The organism is Sphingomonas qilianensis (assembly GCF_039614825.1).
GTDB lineage: Bacteria > Pseudomonadota > Alphaproteobacteria > Sphingomonadales > Sphingomonadaceae > Sphingomonas > Sphingomonas qilianensis.
This window is the reverse complement of record NZ_JBDIMF010000001.1, coordinates 1,110,877-1,131,983: the sequence shown is the minus strand read 5'-3', so window position 1 is coordinate 1,131,983 and position 21,107 is coordinate 1,110,877. Positions and strand designations below refer to the sequence as shown.

The following is a 21,107-nucleotide window of genomic DNA, read 5'->3' as shown; positions in this document are numbered from 1 at the left end:
CGGCTCAACTAGTCAGATCCAGCATTTCGATTCGCGTCTCGGGGTCGCGCGAGCGCATGCGGGATCCCAGCTTGATGCTCCAGAACGCTGTGAGCGTGTAGCGCTCGACACGTTGCATCCCGGACGTGCCGGTCTTCGGCGTGAACGGCGTATAGCGCCGACCGATCAACGCCGTTTTTACCGGCTCGACCCATTTGCCCGACAGAGCAGGGCTCTCGCGCAGGACTTCAACGTCGCTGACCTTGCCATCGGTGCCGATCCAGAAACCGATGTCGACCCATTGTTTGTCGACGTTGGTGGTGAGTATGCGATTGGTCACACTCACCAACGGGCTATTTCCGGGCAGCCGATCCGGCACAAGCGGCGGCGCATATAACAATATCGGCGTAATTTCTGCAGCAGCTCTCAGGCCATCGACCAGACGATCGACCTGGCTCATGTCGCCGCGCCGCGCCGCTGTGCGCGCTTGCAGGACCTTTGCTGCGCCCGAAAAGCGAGCGAGTTTGGGATCGGTCCGGGTGGAAAGTGCCGCGAGTTCACGATCGGCCGCCTCACGATAGAGTACGTCCTGTTTTGCGAGCGACGAATATAGGTTGGCGATGCGCAATTGCGCGTAGGCCGCCGTCTGCGCCAGATCGTATTTTTGTGCCTGTTTGATAACCGAACGATAGATGCCAACCGCCGTATTGATGTTACCGATTTTCGCCTGGCTATCACCAACGGCAATGCGCGCATCGAGAATACGTGCGTCGCTGTCGGGAAGCCCGGCCTTGAGCGCGTCCACCACATCGCGCGTGCTGGACAGGTAGCTATTCTTTTCGCCGAGATGCACCGCCACGCGCGATTGCGCGCGCATCAGATCCGAGACGTCGACCGGCAGGGTGGCGGCATATTTCCTGTTGCGGCGGATCGATGCCAACAAGGTGGTGCGCGCAGTCGTATAATCCCCGGCCACGAAGGCATTTTCGGCATGCGCCAGGCTGGCGTCGATATCGTCCTTCGGCGGGCAGCTTCGCGCAAGGCATGCCCGCAGCAACGCGTCGCTGCGCTCCAGCGGCATTGCCGTGACGATGATGTCGCGTCGTACCGGCGGTGGCGAGTGCTGCGCGGTGGCGGGAAACGACAGCGCGGATAACGCCGATAACAGGATCCCACGAATCATCATCGCTGATCTCCCAATACGCCGCGTCAGGCGTCGATCGTTTCCTCGTCTATCCGCGCGGCGTTTTCCTGGATGAACGCGAAGCGATGGGCGGGGTTGTTGCCCATCAGGCGATCGACCAAGTCTTTCACACCGGCGCGTTCTTCATATTCCTGTGGCAGGGTGATGCGCAACATCGATCTCGTCTTGGGATCCATCGTCGTTTCGCGCAGCTGCATCGGGTTCATCTCGCCGAGACCTTTGAACCGCGCGACATCGATTTTCTTGCCTTTGAACACGCCGGCTTCGATCTTGGTGCGATCGGCATCGTCCATCGCGTAGAGCGATTTGGTGCCGGCGGTCAGGCGATAGAGCGGCGGCTGGGCGAGATACAGATGCCCGCGGCGCACCAGTTCGGGCATTTCCTGGAAAAAGAACGTCATCAGCAGTGTCGCGATATGCGCGCCGTCGACATCGGCGTCGGTCATGATGACGATGCGCTCGTAGCGCAGATTGTCGGGCAGGCAGTCCTTGCGCGTGCCGCAGCCCAGCGCCTGGATCAGATCGGCGATTTCCGAATTGGCGGCGATCTTCTGCAGCGTGGCGCTGGCGACGTTGAGGATCTTGCCGCGAATCGGCAGGATCGCCTGCGTCTTGCGATCGCGCGCCTGCTTGGCCGAGCCGCCGGCGCTGTCGCCCTCGACGATGAAGATCTCGGTGCCCTTGGGATCATCCGACGAACAATCGGTGAGCTTGCCGGGCAGGCGCAGCTTCCGCGCCGACGTGGCTGTCTTACGTTTGACTTCCCGCTCGGCTTTTCGCCGCAGACGTTCGTCCAGACGTTCGAGCGTGTAATTGAGCAGCGCCTTGCCGCGCTCCATATTGTGGCTGAGCCAGTGATCGAAATGATCGCGCATGGCCTTTTCCACCATCGCCGCCGCTTCCGGGCTGGTCAGACGATCTTTGGTCTGGCTCTGGAATTGCGGCTCGCGGATGAACACACTGAGCATCAATTCGCTGCCGACCATCACGTCGTCCGCCGTGATGTCCTTGGCCTTCTTGTTGCCGACCAGATCGCCAAAGCCGCGCAAGCCCCGCACCAGCGCGGCGCGCAGCCCCGCCTCGTGCGTGCCGCCATCGGGGGTGGGGATCGTGTTGCAATACCAGGAATAGGAGCCATCGCTCCATAACGGCCAGGCCACCGCCCATTCGGCGCGGCCTTGGTTCTCGCCGGGAAAATCCTGGCTGCCGGCGAAGAAATCCGCCGTCGCGCATTCGCGACCGGCGATCTGCTCGCGCAGATGATCGGCGAGGCCGCCGGGGAACTGGAACATTGCTTCTGCTGGCGTGTCGTCGCTGATCAGCTCGGGCGCGCATTTCCAGCGGATCTCGACCCCGGCGAACAGATAGGCCTTGGACCGCGCCAGTTTGTGCAGCCGCGCCGGCTTGAAGCTGAGCACCGGCCCGAAAATCTGTTCGTCGGGCACGAAGCTGACCGAGGTGCCGCGGCGGTTGGGCGTCGGGCCCAGTGCTTCCAGCGGCCCCAGCGTCACGCCGCGCGAGAAACGCTGGCGATACAGCGTCTTGTTGCGCGCGACCTCGATCACCGTATCGCTCGACAAGGCATTGACCACCGACACGCCCACCCCGTGCAGGCCGCCCGACGTGGCATAGGCCTTGCCGTCGAACTTGCCGCCTGAATGCAGCGTCGACAGGATCACCTCGAGCGCCGACTTGTCGGGAAATTTCGGATGCGGATCGACCGGGATGCCGCGGCCATTATCGACGATGGTCAGCCGGTTGCCTGGTTCCAGCGTGATCTCGATGCGGTTGGCGTGCCCCGCCACCGCTTCGTCCATCGCATTATCGAGCACTTCGGCCGCGAGATGGTGCAGCGCGCGTTCATCCGTGCCGCCTATGTACATGCCCGGTCGGCGCCGGACGGGTTCCAAACCCTCCAGCACCTCGATCGAGGAAGCATCGTAATCGGACGTTGGAGCAGTTTTGGAAGCGAACAGATCATCGGCCATGCCATCACTATAGGGCGGCGGGGGCAGCACTGCCAAGCGACCGCCGGTGTTGCTCGCCTGCAACATATTTTTGCCAAGAAGGATCGGCATGCGTCCAACCGGGCAGCGGCTCGTTCCTGCAGTCTGATGCCGGGCGTCCGCCTCCCGCCTTGGTCTGGCGTCCTGACTGGCGCCGGGGCTGGGCGCGGGGGACTCGTTCGTCCTGGTATCACCCAATGCGACCCTGCCGGCGATGGCAGGGACGGATCGGGGCATGGCTACCGCCGCGGCATGGGCCGCACGGGACCGCCAGCGTGACGACGACGTTGCGTAACCAAATGTAATTGTTTGCGTCCCAGGAAGAGTGGGCTCGCGATCGCTGCCGCGGAATGTTCCCGCCAAGGAGTGTGTAATGCGTAACAAAATGATGATTCTGCTGGCCGGTGGTATGGGCCTCGCCATGGCGACCCCCGCTGCGGCGCAAACGGAAGCCGCGCCGTTCGACGGTTTTTATGTCGGTGGGTCGCTCGGTTATGATTTTCAGCCGAAGGGCGGCAACGATACGATCGCGTTCGATCGCAACCTCGATGGCACGTTCGGCGATACGGTGACGCTCGCCGCGCCACAGGCCAATGGCAACAGCAACGCCTTTGCTCCGGGCTTCTGCCGCGGCCGCGCTACCGCGGCGACCGCCGCCAATGGCTGCCGCCCGAACAAGGATGGCACGGGCTATGCTGCGCGGATCGGTCTCGACAAGCAGTTTGGCGCAATCGTCGTCGGTGCGGTCGGCGAGTTCGGCAAGAGCGAGATTCGCGACAGCGTGACCGCCTTCAGCACCACGCCGGCCTTTTACACGATGACGCGTGCGGTCGATTATGACGCCAGCGCGCGTCTGCGGTTGGGCTTTGCGGCGAGCAACACGCTGTTCTACGGCACGGGCGGCGTCGCTTATGCCAAGGTCGATCACAGCTTCGAGACCAGCAATGCGGCCAACACGTTCAGCGCATCGGGCAAAAACGATGCCTGGGGCTATGTCCTGGGCGGCGGCGTCGAGCAGAAGGTCGGGCGCAATTTCTCGGTCGGTCTGGAATATCAGTACAAGACGCTGAAGGACGATGATTATACCGTCCGGGCCGGGGCCGGCGCGACCACGCCAGTGACCAACCCGTTCGTGCTGGGCAATGCGCAGGGCACCGATTTTCAGCGCAGCGATGACCGGCTGAAATCGCACAGCGTTCGCGCAGTTGCCGCATTCCGTTTTTAAGAGATGCGCGAGTTGCCTGGATCGTTCGCGATCCAGGCGCTTCCAATCGGATTTGCAGCCCGATTGGCGTGGCCCCAGGGATTAAATGACTCGGACAGCAATCTAGTCATCCCGGACAACCCACGTTGCCATGCAACATAAACCCCGCTGCGGCCTATCGGCTGCAGCGGGGTTTTTATTGGTTCGCGGCCGAAGTCAGCGGCCGCGCGCGCCACCGAACGGTAGCGGCGGCGGCGGGCGACGATCGCGGCGCGGCAGCTGCGCCTGATAGGCATGGCCGCAATGCGCCACGCAATACGGGAAGCCCGGGTTCACCTTATCCCCGCAGAAATGGAAATCGGGCTCGCCGGGATGGCCGAGCGGCCATTTGCACACCTTGTCGCTGAGATCGAGCAGGCTGGTTTTGTCCGCCATCTCGGGCGAGGGCTTGGCCGGCACCAGCCGGCGCGGCGGCGCGGGGGTGATCGGTGCCTGCTGCTCGCCGGGCGCCTGGCGCAGGAAGCCGCCGGGGCCGACCGAGCGCATGATCGGTGCCGGCGGTGCGGCGGGGGCCGCGATCACGGGCGCGTCGATCTCGTCGTCATCCTCGTCTTCATCGTCGAGATCAACCGGCGCGGGCACGGGCGCCGCGGCTTGCTCCACGGGCTTGGGCACGGGCGCGGCAACGACCGGCTTGGGCGCTGGCACGGCCTTCGGCTCGACCGGCTCGGGGGCGATCGGTGCCGCGGCCGCCGCGGGCTTGTCGGCGACGGGTTCGTTGGGCTTAACCGGCGAGGGGCGCGATTGCAGCCCCAGGCGATGCGCCTTGCCGATCACCGCGTTGCGGCTGACGCCGGTCAGTTCCTCGGCAATTTGGCTGGCGGTGCTGCCGCCTTCCCACATCTTGCGTAGCGTATCGATCCGCTCGTCAGTCCAGCTCATTCTTTATCCCATTCTTCTCTGCCGGGTTGCGGGCGGCGGCGCCACGCTTTAGCGCGAGTGCCATGAGCAGCCAGCCCCCATTCGGCCCAAATTCAGTCGATGTGCCATCATCGGTGATGAGCGCCCCCGGCGTTCCGGTCATTCGTAACGTCAATTGGGGCGGTCTTCGAACGCTCTATATCAAGGAGGTGCGCCGTTTCTTCAAGGTGCAGCTGCAAACCATCTGGGCACCGGCGCTTACCACCCTGCTGTTCCTGATCGTTTTCAGCATCGCCACCGGCGCCAAGCTGCCGGTGCTGATCGGCGGCGTGCAAATCCCGTTCGCCGAATTCATCGCTCCCGGGCTGATCATCACCCAGGGCATGATGGGGCCGGCCTTCGCCAATGCCAGCTTCTCGCTGATGGTGGGCAAGATCCAGGGCACGATCGTCGATTACCTCCAGCCGCCGCTCTCGACGATGGAGTTGCTCGTCGCGTTGCTCGGCGGCGCGATGACGCGCGCATTCCTCGTCGGCATTGCCGTCTGGGGCGCGATGATGCTGTACGGCGTGCATCTGATCCCGGTGCATTTCTGGGCCGTGGCGTGGTTCGGGTTCCTCGGTACGCTGTTTCTGGCCCTGCTCGGCGTGATCACGTCGATCTGGGCGGAGAAGTTCGATCATGCCGCTGCGGTGACGAATTTCCTCGTCACGCCGCTGGGGTTGTTGTCGGGCACTTTCTATTCGGTCGACCGGCTGGCGCCGGCGTTCCGCGCGGTCAGCCACGCCAATCCGTTTTTCTATATCATCTCGGGTTTCCGTTACGGTTTTCTCGGCACCGCGGATTCGCCGATCCTGATCGGCAGCATCGCCATCCTGGCGCTCGATGTGGCCTTGGCCATCGTCTGTTATGCGCTGCTGCGCTCGGGCTGGAAGATCAAGAACTAGCGGCATTGCGCTGCGCCCACGGTGGCCGTAAAACGGGCCTTGGGCGACCGTTTTGGTCGCCCTTTCCTTTTCGGGAGACCTGTCGTGCCGATCACCCCCCTGATGCCCGTGTACCCGCGTTGCGGCGTGCGCCCGGTGCGCGGCGAGGGCGTGTATCTCTATGGCGAACAGGGCGAACGCTATCTCGATTTCGCCGCCGGCATCGCAGTCAACGCGCTGGGCCACGGCCATCCGCATCTGGTGAAAGCGATTGCCGAGCAGGCCGCGACGCTGATGCACGTGTCGAACCTGTATGGCAGCCCGCAGGGCGAGGCGCTGGCGCAGCGCATCATCGATGTCAGCTTTGCCGATACGTTGTTCTTCACCAATTCGGGCGTCGAGGCGATCGAGTGCGCGATCAAGACCGCGCGGCGCTATCATTACGTCAATGGCAACCCTGAGCGGCACAAGCTGATCACGTTCAAGAACGCCTTCCACGGCCGCTCGATCGGCGCGATCTCGGCCACCGATCAGCCCAAGATGCGGGACGGGTTCGAGCCGCTGCTGCCGGGCTTTGATTATGTCCCGTTCAACGATCTGGCCGGCGCGCTGGCCAAGATCGATGGCGAGACGGCCGGCTTCCTGGTCGAGACGATCCAGGGCGAGGGCGGGATGACCGCAGGCACGCCCGAATTCATCCAGGGGCTGCGCAAGGCCTGTGACGAGCACGGCCTGCTGCTGATCCTCGACGAGATCCAGTGCGGCTATGGCCGCACCGGCAAGATGTGGGCCTATGAACATTACGGCATCGAGCCCGACATCATGACGGTGGCCAAAGGCATCGGCGCCGGCTTCCCGCTGGGCGCGTGCCTGGCGACCGAGGAAGCCGCCAAGGGCATGGTGTTCGGCACGCATGGCTCGACCTATGGCGGCAACCCGCTGGCCATGGCCGCGGGCATGGCGGTGCTCGATGTGATGCTCGAGGCCGATTTCCTGCCGCAGGTGGAACGGATGGGCGAGCGGCTGCGCGCGGCGTTCGAGCAACTTATCCCCAATCACGATCATCTCTTCGAGGAAATTCGCGGCAAGGGGCTGATGCTCGGCATCAAGATGAAGGAGCCGGCCGTCAGCCGCGATTTCGTCGCCCATCTGCGCGACAATCACGGGCTGCTGACCGTTGCGGCGGGCGAGAACGTGTTCCGCGTGCTGCCGCCGCTGATCATCGACGAAAGCCATATCGCCGATTGCATCGAGCGGCTCAGCGCCGGCGCGCGGAGCTTCGCGGGGACGAGCGATGATTGAGCTTAACATCCTCCCCCGCGCAGCGGGGGAGGGGGACCATGCGCAGCATGGTGAAGGGGGCCGCTCCACGAGCGTGGCGCCTGCGGGGGCGCCCCCTCCGTCAGGCTTCGCCTGCCACCTCCCCCGCTGCGCGAGGGAGGATTTTCAATGACCTACCGCAACTTCCTCGATCTTTCGGACGCCGGGCCCGATGGCATCGCGGCCATGTTGGCCGATGCGCTGGACCGCAAGGCGGCGCGCGCCGGCTGGCCCAAGGGCCGCGCCGATAGTGATGCGCCGCTCGCCGGGCATGTCCTGGGCATGGTGTTCGAGAAGAATTCCACGCGCACGCGCGTATCGTATGACATGGCGATGCGGCAGCTGGGCGGCGCGTCGATCGTGCTGGATGCCGGCACCACACAGCTCGGCCGCGGCGAGTCGATCGCCGATACGGCGCGCGTATTGTCGGGCTATTGCGATGCGATCATGATCCGCACCGATGATCACGCCAAGCTCGAACAGATGGCGCATTATGCGAGCGTGCCGGTGATCAACGGGCTGACCGATGCCTCGCATCCCAGCCAGATCATGGCCGATCTGCTGACCATCATCGAAAGCGGCAAGCCGCTGCCCGGCTTGCAGGTCGCCTGGGTCGGCGATGGTAACAACGTGCTCGCCTCGATCATGGAGGCAGCGGCGCTGATGCAGTTCGATGTCGTCGCCGCCTGCCCGCAGGGCTTCATGCCGAGCGATATCGATGTCGCGCGCGGGCAGGGCCGCGCGACCGTTGTCGCGAGGGCATCGGAGGCAGTCGCCGGTGCCGATGTCGTCATTACCGACAGCTGGATTTCGATGGGGCAGGAGCATGCCGAGACCAAGCTCGCCGCGCTCGCGCCCTATCAGGTCAGCGAGGCGCTGATGGCCGAGGCCAAGCCCGATGCCGTGTTCCTGCACTGCCTGCCGGCGCATCGCGGCGAGGAGGTTACCGATGCGGTGATCGACGGCCCGCAATCGCTGATCTGGGCCGAGGCGGCCAACCGGCTGCATGCGCAGAAATCGATCCTGCGCTGGTGCTTCGGGCAGATCGGTTGATCCACGGGCAATATTGCCTATTTCCATCATGCCGGCGGACGCTGGCAGCTCCACGTAACCAAGGGCGACCTTGCGGCATGAGATCCCGGCGTTCGCTGGGATGACGGAATTTATGAACGAAGCGATTTCCAACGATACCGACCGCGCGCTCGGCTTTACCATCCCCGCGCGGCATGCCCGTGGCCGCGTCGTGCGGCTGGGCGCTGCGCTCGACACGATCCTTGCCGCGCACGCGTATCCGCCGCCGATCGAGGCGTTGCTGGCCGAGGCGCTGACGCTGGCGGCGTTGCTGGGCTCGACGCTGAAGGATGTCGGCGGGCAATTGACCTTGCAGGCGCAGACCGAGAGCGGCGTCGTCAAGCTGCTGGTGTGCGATTACAAGGCCGGCGAATTGCGCGGTTATGTGCAATATGATGCCGAGCGGCTCGCCGCAGGGCCGGAAGATCCCAGCCTGTTCGCTTTGTTCGGCACGGGCTATCTCGCCATCACGTTCGATCAGGCGGCGACCAAGGAGCGGTATCAGGGCATCGTGCCGCTGGATGGCGACACGCTGGCCGATGCGGCGGAAAGCTATTTCATCCAGTCCGAACAGATCCCCAGTCTGGTGCGGCTCGGCATCAAGCGCCAGCCCGATGGGCGGCATGTCGCCGGCGGGCTGTTCCTGCAGCATTTGCCCGAGGGCGAGGAAGGCCGCGAGCGGCTGCACGTGCGGCTTGATCACCCCGAATGGGAGCATGTCGCGATCCTCGGCGGCACGATGGGGGCGGACGAACTGGCCGATCCCGCGCTGCCGCTGGAAACCTTGGTGTGGCGCTTGTTCAACGAGGAGCAGGAAGTGCGGCTGCTGTCCGACGTGCCGTTGGCGCGCGGGTGCCGCTGCTCGCCCGAGTACATCGCCGGGGTGCTGGGCCAGTTCCCGCCCGCGGAGCAGGCGGATATGGCGGACGAGCACGGGCTGATCCATGTCGATTGCCAATTCTGCTCGACCAAATTTCCAGTGCCGGTCAGCGCAATCGTTTCGTAAGCGTCATTGTCTGGCGTGCCGGGCATCCCCAGATAGCCAGCGGCCGGTTGCACAGCGCGTTCCGGCCCGGGGGCTGGCGAGATGCGGTATCGACAAGCGATGATGGGATTGCTGTTCGTGGCGGTGGTGGGCGGCGCGGCCAGCGCGGCGCAGGCGCCGCGCGTGGCGGCGCTGGATGCGCTCCAGCCGGGGCGGTGGGTGCTCAAGGAAAAGGATGGCACGTCACGCTCGCTGTGCATTGCCGATCCGCGCAACGTCATGCAGATCCAGCATGGCACAGCGCAATGTTCGCGTTTCGTGATCGCCAATGATCCCCGTTCGGCGACGGTGCATTATACCTGCCCCGGGGCGGGGCATGGCCGCAGCATGATCCATGTCGAGGGGCGCACGCAGTTCAGTTTACGGACGCAGGGCATTCTCGAAGGCGCACCGTTTGAAACCGAATATGAAGGCCATCATGTGGGTTTTTGCCACCAGACCGGGGCAGTTCGTTAAGCGATAATTTACGATGTCCGGCTAATAACAGGGTCGTGACCATATTCGTTCGGCCACGGTTCTCCCTAAACGGGCTGTCATCAGCCACCCCTGGGTCGCCTACGGGCGGCCCGTTTTTCGTTGCGCTGGCCCGATCATGGGCATAGCGGGGGCGCCATCATGACATCTGCCACCAGCTACGCCGTCGTCCTCGTCTCGGGCGGCCTGGACTCCATGGTTTCCGCCGCGCGCGCGCGCGAGGACGGGCATCAGATCCTGGCGCTCTCGATCGATTATAATCAGCGCCATCAGGTCGAGCTTGCCGCCGCGCGCCGGATCGTCGCCGCGCTCGGCGCCGCGCGGCATATCGTGTTGCCGCTCGATCTGTCGGCATTCGGTGGCTCCGCGCTGACCGCCGATATCGACGTGCCCAAGGACGGCGCGGGCACGCGCGATGGCGGCGGCATCCCGGTCACCTATGTGCCCGCGCGCAACACGATCTTCCTCAGCCTGGCGCTGGGCTGGGCCGAGGCGATGGGCGCGCGCGATCTGTATATCGGTGTCAACGCGCTGGATTATTCGGGCTATCCCGATTGTCGCCCCGAATTCATCGCCGCGTTCGAGCATCTGGCGGAACTCGCCACCAAGGCCGGCGTGGAGGGCGTGCCGTTCCGCATCCAGGCGCCGCTGCAGCATATGACCAAGGCGGATATCGTGCGCGAAGCGGCGCGGCTCGGGCTCGATGCCGGGCTCAGCTGGTCGTGCTACGATCCCACGCCCGAAGGGCTGCATTGCGGGCAATGCGATAGCTGCCGGTTGCGCAGCAAGGGTTTCGAGGATGCCGGCCTGCCCGATCCGACGATCTACGCCGCCTGATCATGAGTTACGCCGTTAAAGAGATGTTCCTCACGCTGCAGGGCGAGGGGGTGCATGCCGGGCGCCGTGCAGTGTTCGTGCGCTTCGCCGGCTGCAATCTGTGGTCAGGCCGCGAACAGGACCGTGCGAGCGCGATCTGCCAGTTCTGTGATACCGATTTTGTCGGCACCGATGGGCTCGGCGGTGGCAAGTTCGCCGATGCTGCGGCGCTGGCGACGGCGGCGGCAGAATTTTGGGGCGAAGCTGTGGAGCGCCGCTTTGTCGTGCTCACCGGTGGCGAGCCGATGCTGCAGATCGATGATGCGATCGTCGATGCGTTCCACGCGGAAAGCTTCGAGATCGCCATCGAGAGCAACGGCACGCTGCCGGTGCATCCCCGCATCGATTGGGTGTGCATCAGCCCCAAGGCCGGCAGCCAGGTGGTGCAGCGCAGCGGCGATGAGCTAAAGCTGGTGTGGCCACAGGCGGGCACCGATATCACGGCGCTGGAAACCTGGGATTTTGCCCATTTCCTGCTTCAGCCGATGGATAATGCGCAGGCGCAGGCCAATCATGCCGCCGCGATCGATATGGTGCTGGCACGCCCCAAATGGCGGCTGACCATCCAGACGCACAAATTGCTCGGTCTGCGCTAGGCTGCTCCCCGCATGAGAGCGGGGAGCAAGAGCCTTATTGCATCACCCACTGGACGCTGGAGCCGCACTTCCTCGCGTTCCAGCTGCTGCCCTTCCAGCACTGCGCATCGAGCCGCGGCACGAGCACGCGGCGATCCTCGAAACCGATGCCGCGCGGGAAGCGCTGTTCGCCATAAGGCAGCAAGGCATTGCGCATCTCGCGCAGGCGGTTTTTCGCCACCACGTGCAGCGAACCGCGTGGCGCAAAGATCGCGGCGCGGCCGATGTTCGACGCGGTCTGGCAGAAGCCCAATTGCGCAGAGGTGGTCGAATAGCTGCTGTAAACACGCGTGCCGAACTGATCGAGCGCCATTTGCGCGGCGCGGGGCGCCTTGTTCTTGCGCGCGAAATATTTGGTCAGCGTGGCATAAGTGGATTTCAGCTCGCCGGCGTGATCCAGCATGACCATATTATATTGCGGCACGGTGAGCAGATTGGGCGCGAACTGGCATTGCAGCGCAGCGATATTGAGCGCGGCGCGCAGATTCCACACCAGGCCGGCATCGAGCTCCGCCTCGGTCGCATCGGGCATGTTGAGCCCGATGATCGGTTCGTCGCCGCGCACCGGCGCGCCGCTGAAGTCAAAGGATTTCATGTAGAATTGTGCCGACGCCGGCAGCGGCGCGAGCGCCGACGCCGCGATCGTCGCGGCAAAAATGGTACGCAGCAACACCGTCATCGAAACCTCACCTGAATGCATTCGCGTCTGGTTACGGCCTTTTACGTTGCTGCCCAACTCTTTTCCGATGCGGAATCAAAAAGGCCGCCCGGTTTCCCGGACGGCCTGCCGTTAACCAAGCCGTGAGGCTGGATTACATCGTGGTGTTGGTCGTCGTGGTGTTCGACATCATCATGGTGTCGTTCGACATCATCGTGTCGTTGGCCATGCCAGCGCCCATGTCGTTGCCCATCGCGCCGTCAACGGCGGTCATGTTGTCGGACATCGTGTCCATGCCTTCGGTCGCGTTCAGATCGGTGACCATGGTGTTTTCGGTCGTCGTTTCGGTCTTCGGGCCGCAGGCCGAAACCATCAGCGCCGCGCCGGCGATCATCGAACCAGTGAGGACCTTGGAGATGAGTGCACGCATTTGAATAGCTCCCTAGAAAATGGATTGGTAACGCCTGTTGGCCAAATACCCAAACCAGCGTGGACGTTAGTCGGATTAACGAAACGCCTCAAGCACAGTTTTCTGCGCTGCAAGAAAGTGTTTCGAGAAACGCATTGCGGTGCAACGCGAGGGCGGCGTCAAAGGTTGCGAGGTCCGTTGCTTTTCCCAGCGCCGCCGCGCTGGTCACGCCGTAATCGGCAATGCCGCATGGCACGATGCCGCCGAAATGCCCGAGATCGGGCGACAGGTTGACCGAAAAGCCGTGCAGCGTGATCCAGCGCCGCACGCGCACGCCGATCGCCCCGATCTTGGCTTCCTTGCCCCCATCCAGCGTCCAGATGCCGATGCGCCCCGGCGCGCGGAACGCAGCGATGTCGAGCTCGCCCAGCGCCGCGATGATCCAGCCTTCGAGCGTGTGAACGAAGTGCCGCACGTCGCGCCCGCGCTTGGTCAGATCGAGCATGACATAGCCGACGCGCTGCCCTGGACCATGATACGTATAGCGGCCCCCGCGCCCGGCGCTGACCACCGGGAAGCGCGGATCAACCAGCTCGGCACTATCGGCCGAGGTGCCCGCGGTATAAACCGGGGGATGTTCGAGCAACCAGATCAGCTCGCGTGCGGCGCCGGTGGCGACCGCGCTGGCGCGCGCTTCCATCTCCACCAGCGCGGTCGCATAGTCCACCGGTGCGGGCGCCACGCGCCATTCGATATCGTCCAGCATCATCACACGTGGCAATTGCGCCAGTCGCGGGCGTGGCGCAAGCAGGCGGCTGTCACGTACTGGCAAGCACCGCCGGCTTGCGCTACGAGACGAGCCTAGGGACGGGGCGTGGGGAGCGGTGGTTCGATGAAGATCAGCATGGGCAATGTATGGGATCGAGCGACCGATTTCCTGAGCGACAATATGGGCGTGGTCGTGCCCATCGCCTTGCTGACGATCTTTTTGCCCAGCTCGCTATCGGCCAGCATCGCGCCGTTCGCAAAGCAATCGCCTACGGCCAGCATGATCGTGAGCGCGGTCGGGCTGGTGCTCACGCTGATCGGCTTGTGGGGGCAGCTGGCCATTATTGCCTTGGCGACGCAACAGCGCGCCGGTCGCGGGCCGGCGGTCCGGACGGCCAATGCCCGCCTCCTGCCGCTGATCGGCATTTCGCTGCTCGCGGTGATCGCGGGCTTCGCGCTGTTTGTGCCGATCCCGGTGGCGCTGAGCCTCGCCGGTTATGATTTTCGCGGCGCGATGGGCGGTCAGCGCGTGCCGGTATCGGGCGGTGTGGCCATGTTCGTGTCGGTTTACGGGCTGTTGCTCCTGCCGCTATTTCTGTTTCTCGTCGCGCGCCTGTCGTTGCTGACGCCGGTGGTGGTGCGGGAGCGGCGGGGGGTGGGGGCGTTCAAGCGGTCATTCGTGCTGACTCGCGGCATCACCTGGAAAGTGATTGGGGTGCTGATTCTCTATTGCATCGTCTTTGGTGTCGCGATGCTCGCGGCGCGCACCGTGTTCGGCTCGATCTTCCAGCTGATCGCCGGCGGCGAGGGCGAGATTTCGCTCGCCACCGTGCTCACCTCGGTAGTGGTCAGCGTGGTGCAGACCAGCTTCTTCGTGCTGGCCGCGGCGTTCGAGGGCAAACTCTATCTGGCCGTGCGCGATGCGCGTGAGGCGATCGTCGAATCGAGATGACCATTCCGTTATGAAATTTGATATACGAAGCGTGCTCGTCGATGCCTGGGCGATGGCGCGCGCCGATGGCGATCTGCTGCTGCGCGTGGCGGGCTTTTTCTTCTTCCTGCCGCAACTCGCCATGTTGCTGCTGTTGCCCGCCATGCCGCCGCTATCGGTGACGGCGGGAATGAGCGATGCCGACCAACTGGTGGTGGCGCAGAAGGTGGTCGCCTGGGTATCGGCCTATGGTGGCTGGTATCTCGTCGGCACGCTGCTGGTGCAGGCCGGGTCGCTCGTCGTGCTGATGCTGTATCTGCAGCGTGATCGGCCCGATGTGGCGGGTGCGATCCGCGCCGGCGTGCGCTTGTTCCCGCGCTACCTGCTGGCCATGATCGTGGTCGGCCTGCCGCTCGGCATCGGCGTGCTCACGCTCGTCTTGCTGGTGCCGGCTTTCTATCTGCTTGGCCGCCTGCTGGTGGTTGGGCCGGTGCTGGCGGCGGAGCCGGGCCTGAGCGTCGCGCGCAGCCTGTCGCGCAGCTGGGCGCTGACACGCGGCCATGGCCTGGTGCTGGCGGGGCTGGCCGCGCTAACGGTCGTCGGGGGCGCGTTGCTGGCGACGCCGTTCACGATGATCGCCACCGCGCTCGAGGCCGGCGCGCCCAATGTCGTGGCGATCGCCATGGCCGATGCCGGCGCGGGGGTGGTGACCAGCGCGGCGGTGCTGGCCACCATCCTGGTGCAGATCGCGGCTTATCGCCGGTTGATCGCCAGCACGGGGATCTGAGGCGCGGTGTCGGCCGGCAGCGTGCCGGTCAGCCGCGGATCGGCGAACGTCTCTACCGTGCGCGAGATCGCGGTAAAACCGGACGCGCGATAGAAGCCGAGCGCGGAGGGGTGATCCAGCGTGCAGGTATGCACCCACACCCGCGCCACATCCTTGCGCCAGGCCATGGCCAGCGCCTGCGCCATCAGCCAGCGGCCATGGCGCTGCCCGGTCAGCTCGGGAATCAGCCCGACATAGGCAAGCTCGCATACGCCGGCGCTGCGATAATCGAGCTCGAGCAGGCCAACCTCGATCCCCTGTCGGTCGACCACCGCGTGGATCGCAATCGCCGGATCATGGATGATGTCGGTCAGTTGCGCGTCGCTCATCACCAGCCGCGAGAACCATAGCCACGGCGCGCCGACGCGGCGAAACAGCGCCCGATATTTGTCCGGCGATGGCGCGTCCCAGCGCATCAGCCGCAGCGTGGAATCGGGCATCGGCCGGGCCGGGGGGCGGCACGTCATTTCCAGCGTGGTGACGATCGTCGCCACATCGCTGTCGGCGACGGGGATCAATGCCATCCGATCACGCCCACCCCGATCACTCCCATGTCGCGACCGGCGGCAGGCTCATCAGGATGGCGTCGATATTGCCCCCGGTCTTGAGCCCGAACAGCGTGCCGCGATCATAGACGAGGTTGAATTCGGCATAACGCCCGCGCCAGGCGTGCATCCTGGCCAGATCGGTGGCGTCGAACGGATCGTTCATGCGCCGCCTGACGATGCGCGGATAGGCATCCAGGAACGCACGGCCGACATCCTGCACGAAGGCGAAGTTGGTGGCGAAATCGCCTTCCAGATGATCGAAGAAGATGCCGCCCACGCCACGATGCACCTGGCGATGCGGGATGAAGAAATAGTCCTCGGCCCATTTGCGGAAGCGCGGATAATCGCCCGGATCGTGCGCATCGCACGCGGCCTCCAGCGTGGCATGGAAATCCGCCGTATCCTCGGCCACCGGCAGCGGCGGGTTGAGATCGGCGCCGCCGCCGAACCAGCGTTTGGTGGTGACGAGGAAGCGGCAATTCATGTGCACCGCGGGCACCTGCGGATTGGCCATGTGCGCGACCAGGCTGATGCCGGTGGCGAAAAACGCCGGATCGTCGCCCGCGCCGTTGATCGTCTTGGCGAAATCGCCTTCCAGCGTGCCGCCGACGGTGGAGACGTTGACACCGACCTTCTCGAAGACCTTGCCCTTCATCACCCCGCGCGTGCCGCCACCGCCCGGCCCGCCCGAGGGATCGATCCGGTCCCACGGGGAATATTCGAACGCGGCGTCGGAGCCCGCCTCGCGTTCGATGGCGGTGAATTCGGCGCAGATCTGATCGCGCAGCGATTCGAACCAGGTGCGGGCGAGGGTCTGTTCGGGGTCGAGGATCATGATGTCTTATTATCGTTTCGTGCCGGGTGGGGAACCAAAATTCCTTCCCCAGCTTGCTGGGAGCGTCGGGTTGGATTGCCCCCGGCAATCCAAGATCGTGCCGGGGGCACGATCGACCCGCCGCTGGGACCATTCGCTCCTTCAGCGAATGGTCCCCCTCCCCGAGCAAAGGTCGGGGAGGAATTAAATAGGCCATCCGCCGGTCTGGCGCAGCGCCTCGGCCGCCACGATCCCTGTCGCCACCGAGATGTTCATCGATCGCATGCCGGCGCGCATCGGGATGAGCACGCGCACATCGGCGCGCGCATGCACCTCCGCCGGCACGCCAGCGCCTTCGCTGCCCATCAGCAGCACGTCATCCTCCGCAAAGACGGCGGCATCCAGCCGCACCGCGCCCTTGGTGGTGAGCAGCACGATGCGCCCGCTCACCTGGGCGAGGAACGCGGCCCAATCCATATGTCGCACGACATCGACCTGCCCGACATAATCCATGCCGGAGCGGGCCAGCGCCTTGTCGCTCCAGGTGAATCCCATCGGCTCGATCAGATCGACGCCCAGCCCCAGGCACGCCGCGGTGCGCAGGATGGCGCCGACATTGCCGGCGATGTCGGGCTGATACAAAGCGATACGCATGGCTTCATCCCATCGCACATCGATCGCGCGTGCCGCAACCGTGCCAAAATGCAGTTGGCAAAGTCGCCCTGCCGCGTCTATCAGATCGGCAGCCCCCGCGGGAACGGGGGATAGGGGATGCGTATCTTGTGCGTTTGCGGATGCTACCCCGGGAATGATCGCCGGCTAAGTTGCAAGGGCAAGTGAATGGCAAGTATTGATACCGCTGTCCCACCCGGTGAGGCCCCGGCGCCACACCATGATGAGTCCCACGACCCCCGTCGTCGTGATTTCATCAACATCGCGGCCGTCGCCTTTGCCGGCGTTGGCGCGGGTGTGGCGGTGCTGCCGCTGATCAACCAGATGAACCCCAGCGCCGACGTGCTGGCGCAGGCGACGACCGAGATCGATCTGTCCAAGATCCTGCCCGGCCAGGCGATCAAGACCAGTTTCCGCAAGCAGCCGCTGTTCGTGCGCAATCTGACGCCGGCGGAGATCGCCGCCGCCGATGCCGTGCCGGTCAGCGAGTTGCGCGATCCGCAGTCGCTTGCCGATCGCACCAAGCCAAACAAAAAGAATTGGCTGATCACCATGGGCGTGTGCACGCATCTCGGCTGCGTGCCGCTGGGCGCGGGCGAGGGCGAGAATAAGGGCCCGTTCGGCGGCTATTTCTGCCCATGCCACGGATCGGCTTACGATACCGCTGCACGCATCCGCAAAGGCCCCGCGCCCACCAATCTGGTGGTGCCGGACTATGCCTTCTCGTCAGACACGACCGTGACCGTCGGTTGAGGATCCAGATATGAGCTTTCCCTGGGCCAAGCAGTATCAACCGGGCAATCCGGTGATGAAATGGGTGGACGAGCGTCTGCCCTTCCCGCGCCTCGTGTACAACGCGGTGGGCGCCGGCTATCCTGTGCCGCGCAATCTCAACTATTTCTGGAATTTCGGCGTGCTCGCGGGCGCGGCGCTGGCCATTCAGATCATCACCGGCATCGTGCTGGCGATGCATTATGCGGCGAACGGCGCGATCGCGTTCGATTCGGTTGAGCATATCATGCGTGACGTCAACGCCGGCTGGCTGCTGCGCTATGCGCACGCCAACGGCGCCTCGATGTTCTTCATCGTCGTCTATCTGCACATCTTCCGCGGCCTCTATTACGGATCGTACAAGGCGCCGCGCGAGATGATCTGGCTGCTCGGCGTGACCATCTTCCTGCTGATGATGGCGACGGCGTTCATGGGCTATGTGCTGCCCTGGGGGCAAATGAGCTTCTGGGGCGCGCAGGTCATCACCGGCTTCTTCTCTGCCATACCCGGCATCGGCGAAACGATCCGCGTGTGGCTGCTGGGCGGTTATGCGCCGGACGATGCCGCGCTCAATCGCTTCTTCTCGCTCCATTATCTGCTGCCGTTCGTGATCGCCGGCGTGATCATCCTGCACATCTGGGCACTGCACATTCCGGGCTCCAACAACCCGACCGGCGTGGAAGTGAAGGGCGAGCAGGATACCGTGCCGTTCCATCCGTATTATACGGCGAAGGACGGCTTCGGGCTGGGCGTGTTCCTGCTGGTGTTCGCGGTGTTGCTGTTCTTCTTCCCGAACTTCCTGGGCCATCCCGATAACTACATCCCGGCCAACCCGCTCTCGACGCCCGCGCATATCGTGCCCGAATGGTATTTCTGGCCGTTCTACGCGATCCTGCGCGCCTTCACGGTCGATTTCATCCTGCCTGCCAAGCTGTGGGGCGTGCTGGCCATGTTCGGCTCGATCCTGCTGCTGTTCTTCCTGCCCTGGCTGGACAATTCGCCGGTGCGCTCGAACAATTATCGCCCCAAGGCGCGGATCGCGTTCTGGATCCTGGTGCTCGACGTGCTGATCCTCGGCTATTGCGGCGGATCGCCGGCCGATCCGGTGTACGTCATCCTCAGCCAGATCTGCGGCGCTTATTATTTCGCGCACTTCCTGATCATCCTGCCGATGATCTCGCGGTCGGAACGGCCGGCGCCGCTGCCCAATTCGATCACCGAGGCGGTGCTCGCGAAACGTGGCGGCACCAGCCCGGCGCATACCGCGCTGACGCCGGCCCAGCCTTCCGCCGTGCAGTCGTAAGCGAACAAGAGGAAATACAAGCATGGTTCGCTTTATCGCACTGATCGTCGGGATCGCCTTTGCCGGCGTGCTGGCGCTCGCATTGTTCGGCACGGTCACCGGGCTGATCTCGGAGCCGCCCGCGGTTACCGCCGAGCACGAATTCCACGAGCATCCGAAAGAACTCGCGCTGGCCAGCAACGGCCCGTTCGGCAAGTTCGACAACCGCCAGGTCCAGCGCGGGCTGCAGGTCTACAAGGAAGTCTGTGCGGGCTGCCATTCGTTGCGCCTGGTGGCGTTCCGCGACCTCAAGGAAATCGGGTATAACGACGCGCAGGTGAAGGCCTTCGCCGGCAGCTACGACAACATCCCGTCGATCAATCCCGACACCGGCGAAGTCGCCACGCGCAAGGGCGTCGCATCGGATCGCTTCCCGTCGCCCTTCGCCAACGACGTCGCGGCGCGCGCCGCCAACAACAATGCGCTGCCACCTGATCTGTCGCTGATGGCCAAGGCGCGGCATGACGGCGCGGCCTATGTCTATTCGCTGCTCACCGGCTATCAGAACCAGCCGGCGGCGCTGCTCAAGCACTTCCCCGATTCCAAGACGCCGGAGGGGCTGTATTACAACCCGTATTTCGCCAACCTCAACATCGCCATGCCGGCGCCGATCACCACCGACGGGCAGGTGACCTATCTCGACGGCACCAAGGCGACGGTGGATCAGATGGCCAAGGACGTTTCGGCATTCCTGGTGTGGACGGCGGAGCCCAAGCTGCAGGCGCGCCACGGCGCCGGCATTGCCACCGTTTTGTTCCTGCTGATCTTCACCTTCCTCGCTTACGGCGCGTATCAGAACGTGTGGCGCAACGTGAAGCACTGAGCTGCTGCACGCCGTGCATCAGTGCCAATGCCGGGGGGCGGAACGAATATGTTCCGCCCCCCGTTTTGTTTCCATCTGCAGACGGCATCGGATTGCCGCGCATGTTCGGGAATTGGGAAATGGCGTTTTCACGGATGAAATTGGCCGCGCTCGGCCTGGTCGCGGCGATCGGCCTGGGTGGCTGCACCGATGGGTATGGCTATAGCGGGGTCGGTATCGGCTATGGTGCCGGCGGCTATGGTTATGACGACGGTTTCGGGTACGGCGGCCTAGGGTACGGCGGCTTGGGCTATGGCGGCGCGGGTTATGGCCTGGGTGGCTTCGGCAACAGCTATTACGGCTGGTATGGCGATTATTATTATCCCGGCACGGGCTATTACGTTTACGATCGTAATCGCCGCGCGCATCGCTGGAACGATAATCAGCGCCGCTATTGGGAAGGCCGCCGTGGTGGCCAGAACTTCCAGGGCCGTCCGGGCCAGAACTGGCAGGGCCGCCCGGGTCGCGATGGCCGGCCAGGCACGTGGCAGGGGCGCCCCGATCGCGATGGCCGGCCGGGCACCGACGGTCGCGGGCCGGACCGCGCCAATTGGCAGGGCTTCAACCGCGATCCGCGGCAGGCTGAGGGCGCCCAGGGCGATCGCGGGCCGCGCCAGGGCTTCCAGGGCAGTCGTGGGTCGCGCCAGGGGTATCAGGGCAATCGCGGCGCGCGTCCGGCGGTCCAGCCGGGGGCGGCCGATGCCGGTGCGGTCGCACAGCCGCAGGCGCGGCCCGACGGCGGACGGCAGAGCTCTCGGCAGTCGGGCGGCGACAACCGCGGCGCGATGCGTGGCGGTGGGCGTGGCGGTGGGCGCAGCGGTCGGGACACCCGTCCGGAATGATGT

At 64.5% G+C, this 21,107-nt stretch carries 23 protein-coding genes; 14 read left to right on the top strand and 9 right to left on the bottom strand.

Annotated features, from left to right (window positions below):
- Positions 1 to 4: 4 nt before the first annotated feature.
- Both ABC969_RS05540 and parE read right to left on the bottom strand, forming a co-directional pair.
- Positions 5 to 1,060 carry a hypothetical protein gene (locus ABC969_RS05540; RefSeq protein WP_345863526.1) on the bottom strand — a complete coding sequence of 352 codons (1,056 nt, stop codon included), beginning with the start codon at positions 1,058 to 1,060 and terminating at the stop codon, positions 5 to 7.
- A 128-nt stretch (positions 1,061 to 1,188) separates the two neighbouring features.
- Positions 1,189 to 3,171 (bottom strand): DNA topoisomerase IV subunit B, encoded by a 1,983-nt coding sequence (parE, locus tag ABC969_RS05535; protein WP_345863830.1) that lies wholly within the window; start codon positions 3,169 to 3,171, stop codon positions 1,189 to 1,191.
- Between the two features lie 391 nt (positions 3,172 to 3,562).
- Between parE and ABC969_RS05530 the strand changes: the two genes are divergently transcribed.
- Entirely contained in the window at positions 3,563 to 4,414 is an 852-nt protein-coding gene (locus tag ABC969_RS05530) for an outer membrane protein (RefSeq protein WP_345863524.1), read from the top strand.
- A gap of 195 nt (positions 4,415 to 4,609) precedes the next feature.
- On the opposite strand, the gene ABC969_RS05525 is transcribed toward ABC969_RS05530, so the two are convergent.
- Positions 4,610 to 5,335 carry a GcrA family cell cycle regulator gene (locus ABC969_RS05525; RefSeq protein WP_345863523.1) on the bottom strand — a complete coding sequence of 242 codons (726 nt, stop codon included), beginning with the start codon at positions 5,333 to 5,335 and terminating at the stop codon, positions 4,610 to 4,612.
- Positions 5,336 to 5,397: 62 nt separating this feature from the next.
- Between ABC969_RS05525 and ABC969_RS05520 the strand changes: the two genes are divergently transcribed.
- The 7 genes from ABC969_RS05520 to queE all read left to right on the top strand — a co-directional run bounded on the left by ABC969_RS05520 (position 5,398) and on the right by queE (position 11,622).
- The gene (locus ABC969_RS05520) at positions 5,398 to 6,261 is read left to right on the top strand and encodes an ABC transporter permease (RefSeq protein WP_380808493.1); all 864 of its coding nucleotides are present in this window, start codon (positions 5,398 to 5,400) and stop codon (positions 6,259 to 6,261) included.
- Positions 6,262 to 6,345: 84 nt separating this feature from the next.
- Positions 6,346 to 7,542 (top strand): aspartate aminotransferase family protein, encoded by a 1,197-nt coding sequence (locus ABC969_RS05515; protein WP_345863521.1) that lies wholly within the window; start codon positions 6,346 to 6,348, stop codon positions 7,540 to 7,542.
- A 147-nt stretch (positions 7,543 to 7,689) separates the two neighbouring features.
- The gene (gene argF, locus ABC969_RS05510) at positions 7,690 to 8,613 is read left to right on the top strand and encodes an ornithine carbamoyltransferase (RefSeq protein ID WP_345863519.1); all 924 of its coding nucleotides are present in this window, start codon (positions 7,690 to 7,692) and stop codon (positions 8,611 to 8,613) included.
- A 112-nt stretch (positions 8,614 to 8,725) separates the two neighbouring features.
- Positions 8,726 to 9,637 carry an Hsp33 family molecular chaperone HslO gene (gene hslO, locus ABC969_RS05505; protein WP_345863517.1) on the top strand — a complete coding sequence of 304 codons (912 nt, stop codon included), beginning with the start codon at positions 8,726 to 8,728 and terminating at the stop codon, positions 9,635 to 9,637.
- Between the two features lie 81 nt (positions 9,638 to 9,718).
- Positions 9,719 to 10,132 carry a DUF3617 domain-containing protein gene (locus ABC969_RS05500; RefSeq protein ID WP_345863515.1) on the top strand — a complete coding sequence of 138 codons (414 nt, stop codon included), beginning with the start codon at positions 9,719 to 9,721 and terminating at the stop codon, positions 10,130 to 10,132.
- A gap of 159 nt (positions 10,133 to 10,291) precedes the next feature.
- A complete protein-coding gene (gene queC, locus ABC969_RS05495; RefSeq protein ID WP_345863514.1) occupies positions 10,292 to 10,987 on the top strand; it encodes a 7-cyano-7-deazaguanine synthase QueC in 696 nt (231 codons plus the stop codon).
- Positions 10,988 to 10,989: 2 nt separating this feature from the next.
- The gene (gene queE, locus ABC969_RS05490) at positions 10,990 to 11,622 is read left to right on the top strand and encodes a 7-carboxy-7-deazaguanine synthase (RefSeq protein WP_345863513.1); all 633 of its coding nucleotides are present in this window, start codon (positions 10,990 to 10,992) and stop codon (positions 11,620 to 11,622) included.
- A 34-nt stretch (positions 11,623 to 11,656) separates the two neighbouring features.
- Here the strand turns inward: queE and ABC969_RS05485 are convergent, their stop codons facing one another.
- The 3 genes from ABC969_RS05485 to lipB all read right to left on the bottom strand — a co-directional run bounded on the left by ABC969_RS05485 (position 11,657) and on the right by lipB (position 13,494).
- Positions 11,657 to 12,340: a hypothetical protein gene (locus ABC969_RS05485; RefSeq protein ID WP_345863511.1), complete on the bottom strand. Its 684-nt coding sequence runs from the start codon at positions 12,338 to 12,340 to the stop codon at positions 11,657 to 11,659.
- Between the two features lie 133 nt (positions 12,341 to 12,473).
- Entirely contained in the window at positions 12,474 to 12,749 is a 276-nt protein-coding gene (locus ABC969_RS05480; protein WP_345863510.1) for a hypothetical protein, read from the bottom strand.
- An 88-nt stretch (positions 12,750 to 12,837) separates the two neighbouring features.
- Positions 12,838 to 13,494 (bottom strand): lipoyl(octanoyl) transferase LipB, encoded by a 657-nt coding sequence (lipB, locus tag ABC969_RS05475; protein ID WP_345863828.1) that lies wholly within the window; start codon positions 13,492 to 13,494, stop codon positions 12,838 to 12,840.
- A 126-nt stretch (positions 13,495 to 13,620) separates the two neighbouring features.
- Here lipB and ABC969_RS05470 point away from each other — a divergent pair, with 126 nt between their 5' ends.
- Positions 13,621 to 14,448, top strand: a complete 828-nt coding sequence (locus ABC969_RS05470) for a DUF7847 domain-containing protein (protein ID WP_345863508.1) — start codon at positions 13,621 to 13,623, stop codon at positions 14,446 to 14,448.
- A 10-nt stretch (positions 14,449 to 14,458) separates the two neighbouring features.
- Positions 14,459 to 15,214 carry a hypothetical protein gene (locus ABC969_RS05465; RefSeq protein ID WP_345863507.1) on the top strand — a complete coding sequence of 252 codons (756 nt, stop codon included), beginning with the start codon at positions 14,459 to 14,461 and terminating at the stop codon, positions 15,212 to 15,214.
- Here ABC969_RS05465 and ABC969_RS05460 read toward each other — a convergent pair.
- The 3 genes from ABC969_RS05460 to ABC969_RS05450 form a co-directional block, all read right to left on the bottom strand.
- A complete protein-coding gene (locus ABC969_RS05460; protein ID WP_345863506.1) occupies positions 15,181 to 15,777 on the bottom strand; it encodes a GNAT family N-acetyltransferase in 597 nt (198 codons plus the stop codon). The genes ABC969_RS05465 and ABC969_RS05460 overlap by 34 nt on opposite strands.
- 19 nt (positions 15,778 to 15,796) lie before the next feature.
- Entirely contained in the window at positions 15,797 to 16,636 is an 840-nt protein-coding gene (gene hemF, locus ABC969_RS05455) for an oxygen-dependent coproporphyrinogen oxidase (protein ID WP_345863505.1), read from the bottom strand.
- Positions 16,637 to 16,819: 183 nt separating this feature from the next.
- Positions 16,820 to 17,269 carry a tRNA (cytidine(34)-2'-O)-methyltransferase gene (locus ABC969_RS05450; RefSeq protein WP_345863504.1) on the bottom strand — a complete coding sequence of 150 codons (450 nt, stop codon included), beginning with the start codon at positions 17,267 to 17,269 and terminating at the stop codon, positions 16,820 to 16,822.
- A gap of 186 nt (positions 17,270 to 17,455) precedes the next feature.
- Here ABC969_RS05450 and petA point away from each other — a divergent pair, with 186 nt between their 5' ends.
- From petA to ABC969_RS05430, 4 genes are all read left to right on the top strand, one after another.
- A complete protein-coding gene (petA, locus tag ABC969_RS05445) occupies positions 17,456 to 18,040 on the top strand; it encodes a ubiquinol-cytochrome c reductase iron-sulfur subunit (protein WP_345863503.1) in 585 nt (194 codons plus the stop codon).
- Between the two features lie 10 nt (positions 18,041 to 18,050).
- The gene (locus tag ABC969_RS05440; RefSeq protein ID WP_345863502.1) at positions 18,051 to 19,361 is read left to right on the top strand and encodes a cytochrome b; all 1,311 of its coding nucleotides are present in this window, start codon (positions 18,051 to 18,053) and stop codon (positions 19,359 to 19,361) included.
- 22 nt (positions 19,362 to 19,383) lie between these two features.
- Positions 19,384 to 20,223, top strand: a complete 840-nt coding sequence (locus ABC969_RS05435) for a cytochrome c1 (protein WP_345863501.1) — start codon at positions 19,384 to 19,386, stop codon at positions 20,221 to 20,223.
- A 119-nt stretch (positions 20,224 to 20,342) separates the two neighbouring features.
- Positions 20,343 to 21,104, top strand: a complete 762-nt coding sequence (locus ABC969_RS05430; RefSeq protein ID WP_345863500.1) for a peptidase — start codon at positions 20,343 to 20,345, stop codon at positions 21,102 to 21,104.
- Positions 21,105 to 21,107: the final 3 nt, after the last annotated feature.

Excerpts from the sequence above, each read along its gene's own strand:
- ABC969_RS05540 (WP_345863526.1), bottom strand. The coding sequence starts at position 1,060 with ATGCCGCTGGAGCGCAGCGACGCGTTGCTGCGGGCATGCCTTGCGCGA.
- parE (WP_345863830.1), bottom strand. The coding sequence starts at position 3,171 with ATGGCCGATGATCTGTTCGCTTCCAAAACTGCTCCAACGTCCGATTAC.
- ABC969_RS05530 (WP_345863524.1), top strand. The coding sequence starts at position 3,563 with ATGCGTAACAAAATGATGATTCTGCTGGCCGGTGGTATGGGCCTCGCC.
- ABC969_RS05525 (WP_345863523.1), bottom strand. The coding sequence starts at position 5,335 with ATGAGCTGGACTGACGAGCGGATCGATACGCTACGCAAGATGTGGGAA.
- ABC969_RS05520 (WP_380808493.1), top strand. The coding sequence starts at position 5,398 with ATGAGCAGCCAGCCCCCATTCGGCCCAAATTCAGTCGATGTGCCATCA.
- argF (WP_345863519.1), top strand. The coding sequence starts at position 7,690 with ATGACCTACCGCAACTTCCTCGATCTTTCGGACGCCGGGCCCGATGGC.
- hslO (WP_345863517.1), top strand. The coding sequence starts at position 8,726 with ATGAACGAAGCGATTTCCAACGATACCGACCGCGCGCTCGGCTTTACC.
- ABC969_RS05500 (WP_345863515.1), top strand. The coding sequence starts at position 9,719 with ATGCGGTATCGACAAGCGATGATGGGATTGCTGTTCGTGGCGGTGGTG.
- queC (WP_345863514.1), top strand. The coding sequence starts at position 10,292 with ATGACATCTGCCACCAGCTACGCCGTCGTCCTCGTCTCGGGCGGCCTG.
- queE (WP_345863513.1), top strand. The coding sequence starts at position 10,990 with ATGAGTTACGCCGTTAAAGAGATGTTCCTCACGCTGCAGGGCGAGGGG.
- ABC969_RS05485 (WP_345863511.1), bottom strand. The coding sequence starts at position 12,340 with ATGACGGTGTTGCTGCGTACCATTTTTGCCGCGACGATCGCGGCGTCG.
- ABC969_RS05480 (WP_345863510.1), bottom strand. The coding sequence starts at position 12,749 with ATGCGTGCACTCATCTCCAAGGTCCTCACTGGTTCGATGATCGCCGGC.
- lipB (WP_345863828.1), bottom strand. The coding sequence starts at position 13,494 with ATGCTGGACGATATCGAATGGCGCGTGGCGCCCGCACCGGTGGACTAT.
- ABC969_RS05470 (WP_345863508.1), top strand. The coding sequence starts at position 13,621 with ATGAAGATCAGCATGGGCAATGTATGGGATCGAGCGACCGATTTCCTG.
- ABC969_RS05465 (WP_345863507.1), top strand. The coding sequence starts at position 14,459 with ATGAAATTTGATATACGAAGCGTGCTCGTCGATGCCTGGGCGATGGCG.
- ABC969_RS05460 (WP_345863506.1), bottom strand. The coding sequence starts at position 15,777 with ATGGCATTGATCCCCGTCGCCGACAGCGATGTGGCGACGATCGTCACC.
- hemF (WP_345863505.1), bottom strand. The coding sequence starts at position 16,636 with ATGATCCTCGACCCCGAACAGACCCTCGCCCGCACCTGGTTCGAATCG.
- ABC969_RS05450 (WP_345863504.1), bottom strand. The coding sequence starts at position 17,269 with ATGCGTATCGCTTTGTATCAGCCCGACATCGCCGGCAATGTCGGCGCC.
- petA (WP_345863503.1), top strand. The coding sequence starts at position 17,456 with ATGGCAAGTATTGATACCGCTGTCCCACCCGGTGAGGCCCCGGCGCCA.
- ABC969_RS05440 (WP_345863502.1), top strand. The coding sequence starts at position 18,051 with ATGAGCTTTCCCTGGGCCAAGCAGTATCAACCGGGCAATCCGGTGATG.
- ABC969_RS05435 (WP_345863501.1), top strand. The coding sequence starts at position 19,384 with ATGGTTCGCTTTATCGCACTGATCGTCGGGATCGCCTTTGCCGGCGTG.
- ABC969_RS05430 (WP_345863500.1), top strand. The coding sequence starts at position 20,343 with ATGGCGTTTTCACGGATGAAATTGGCCGCGCTCGGCCTGGTCGCGGCG.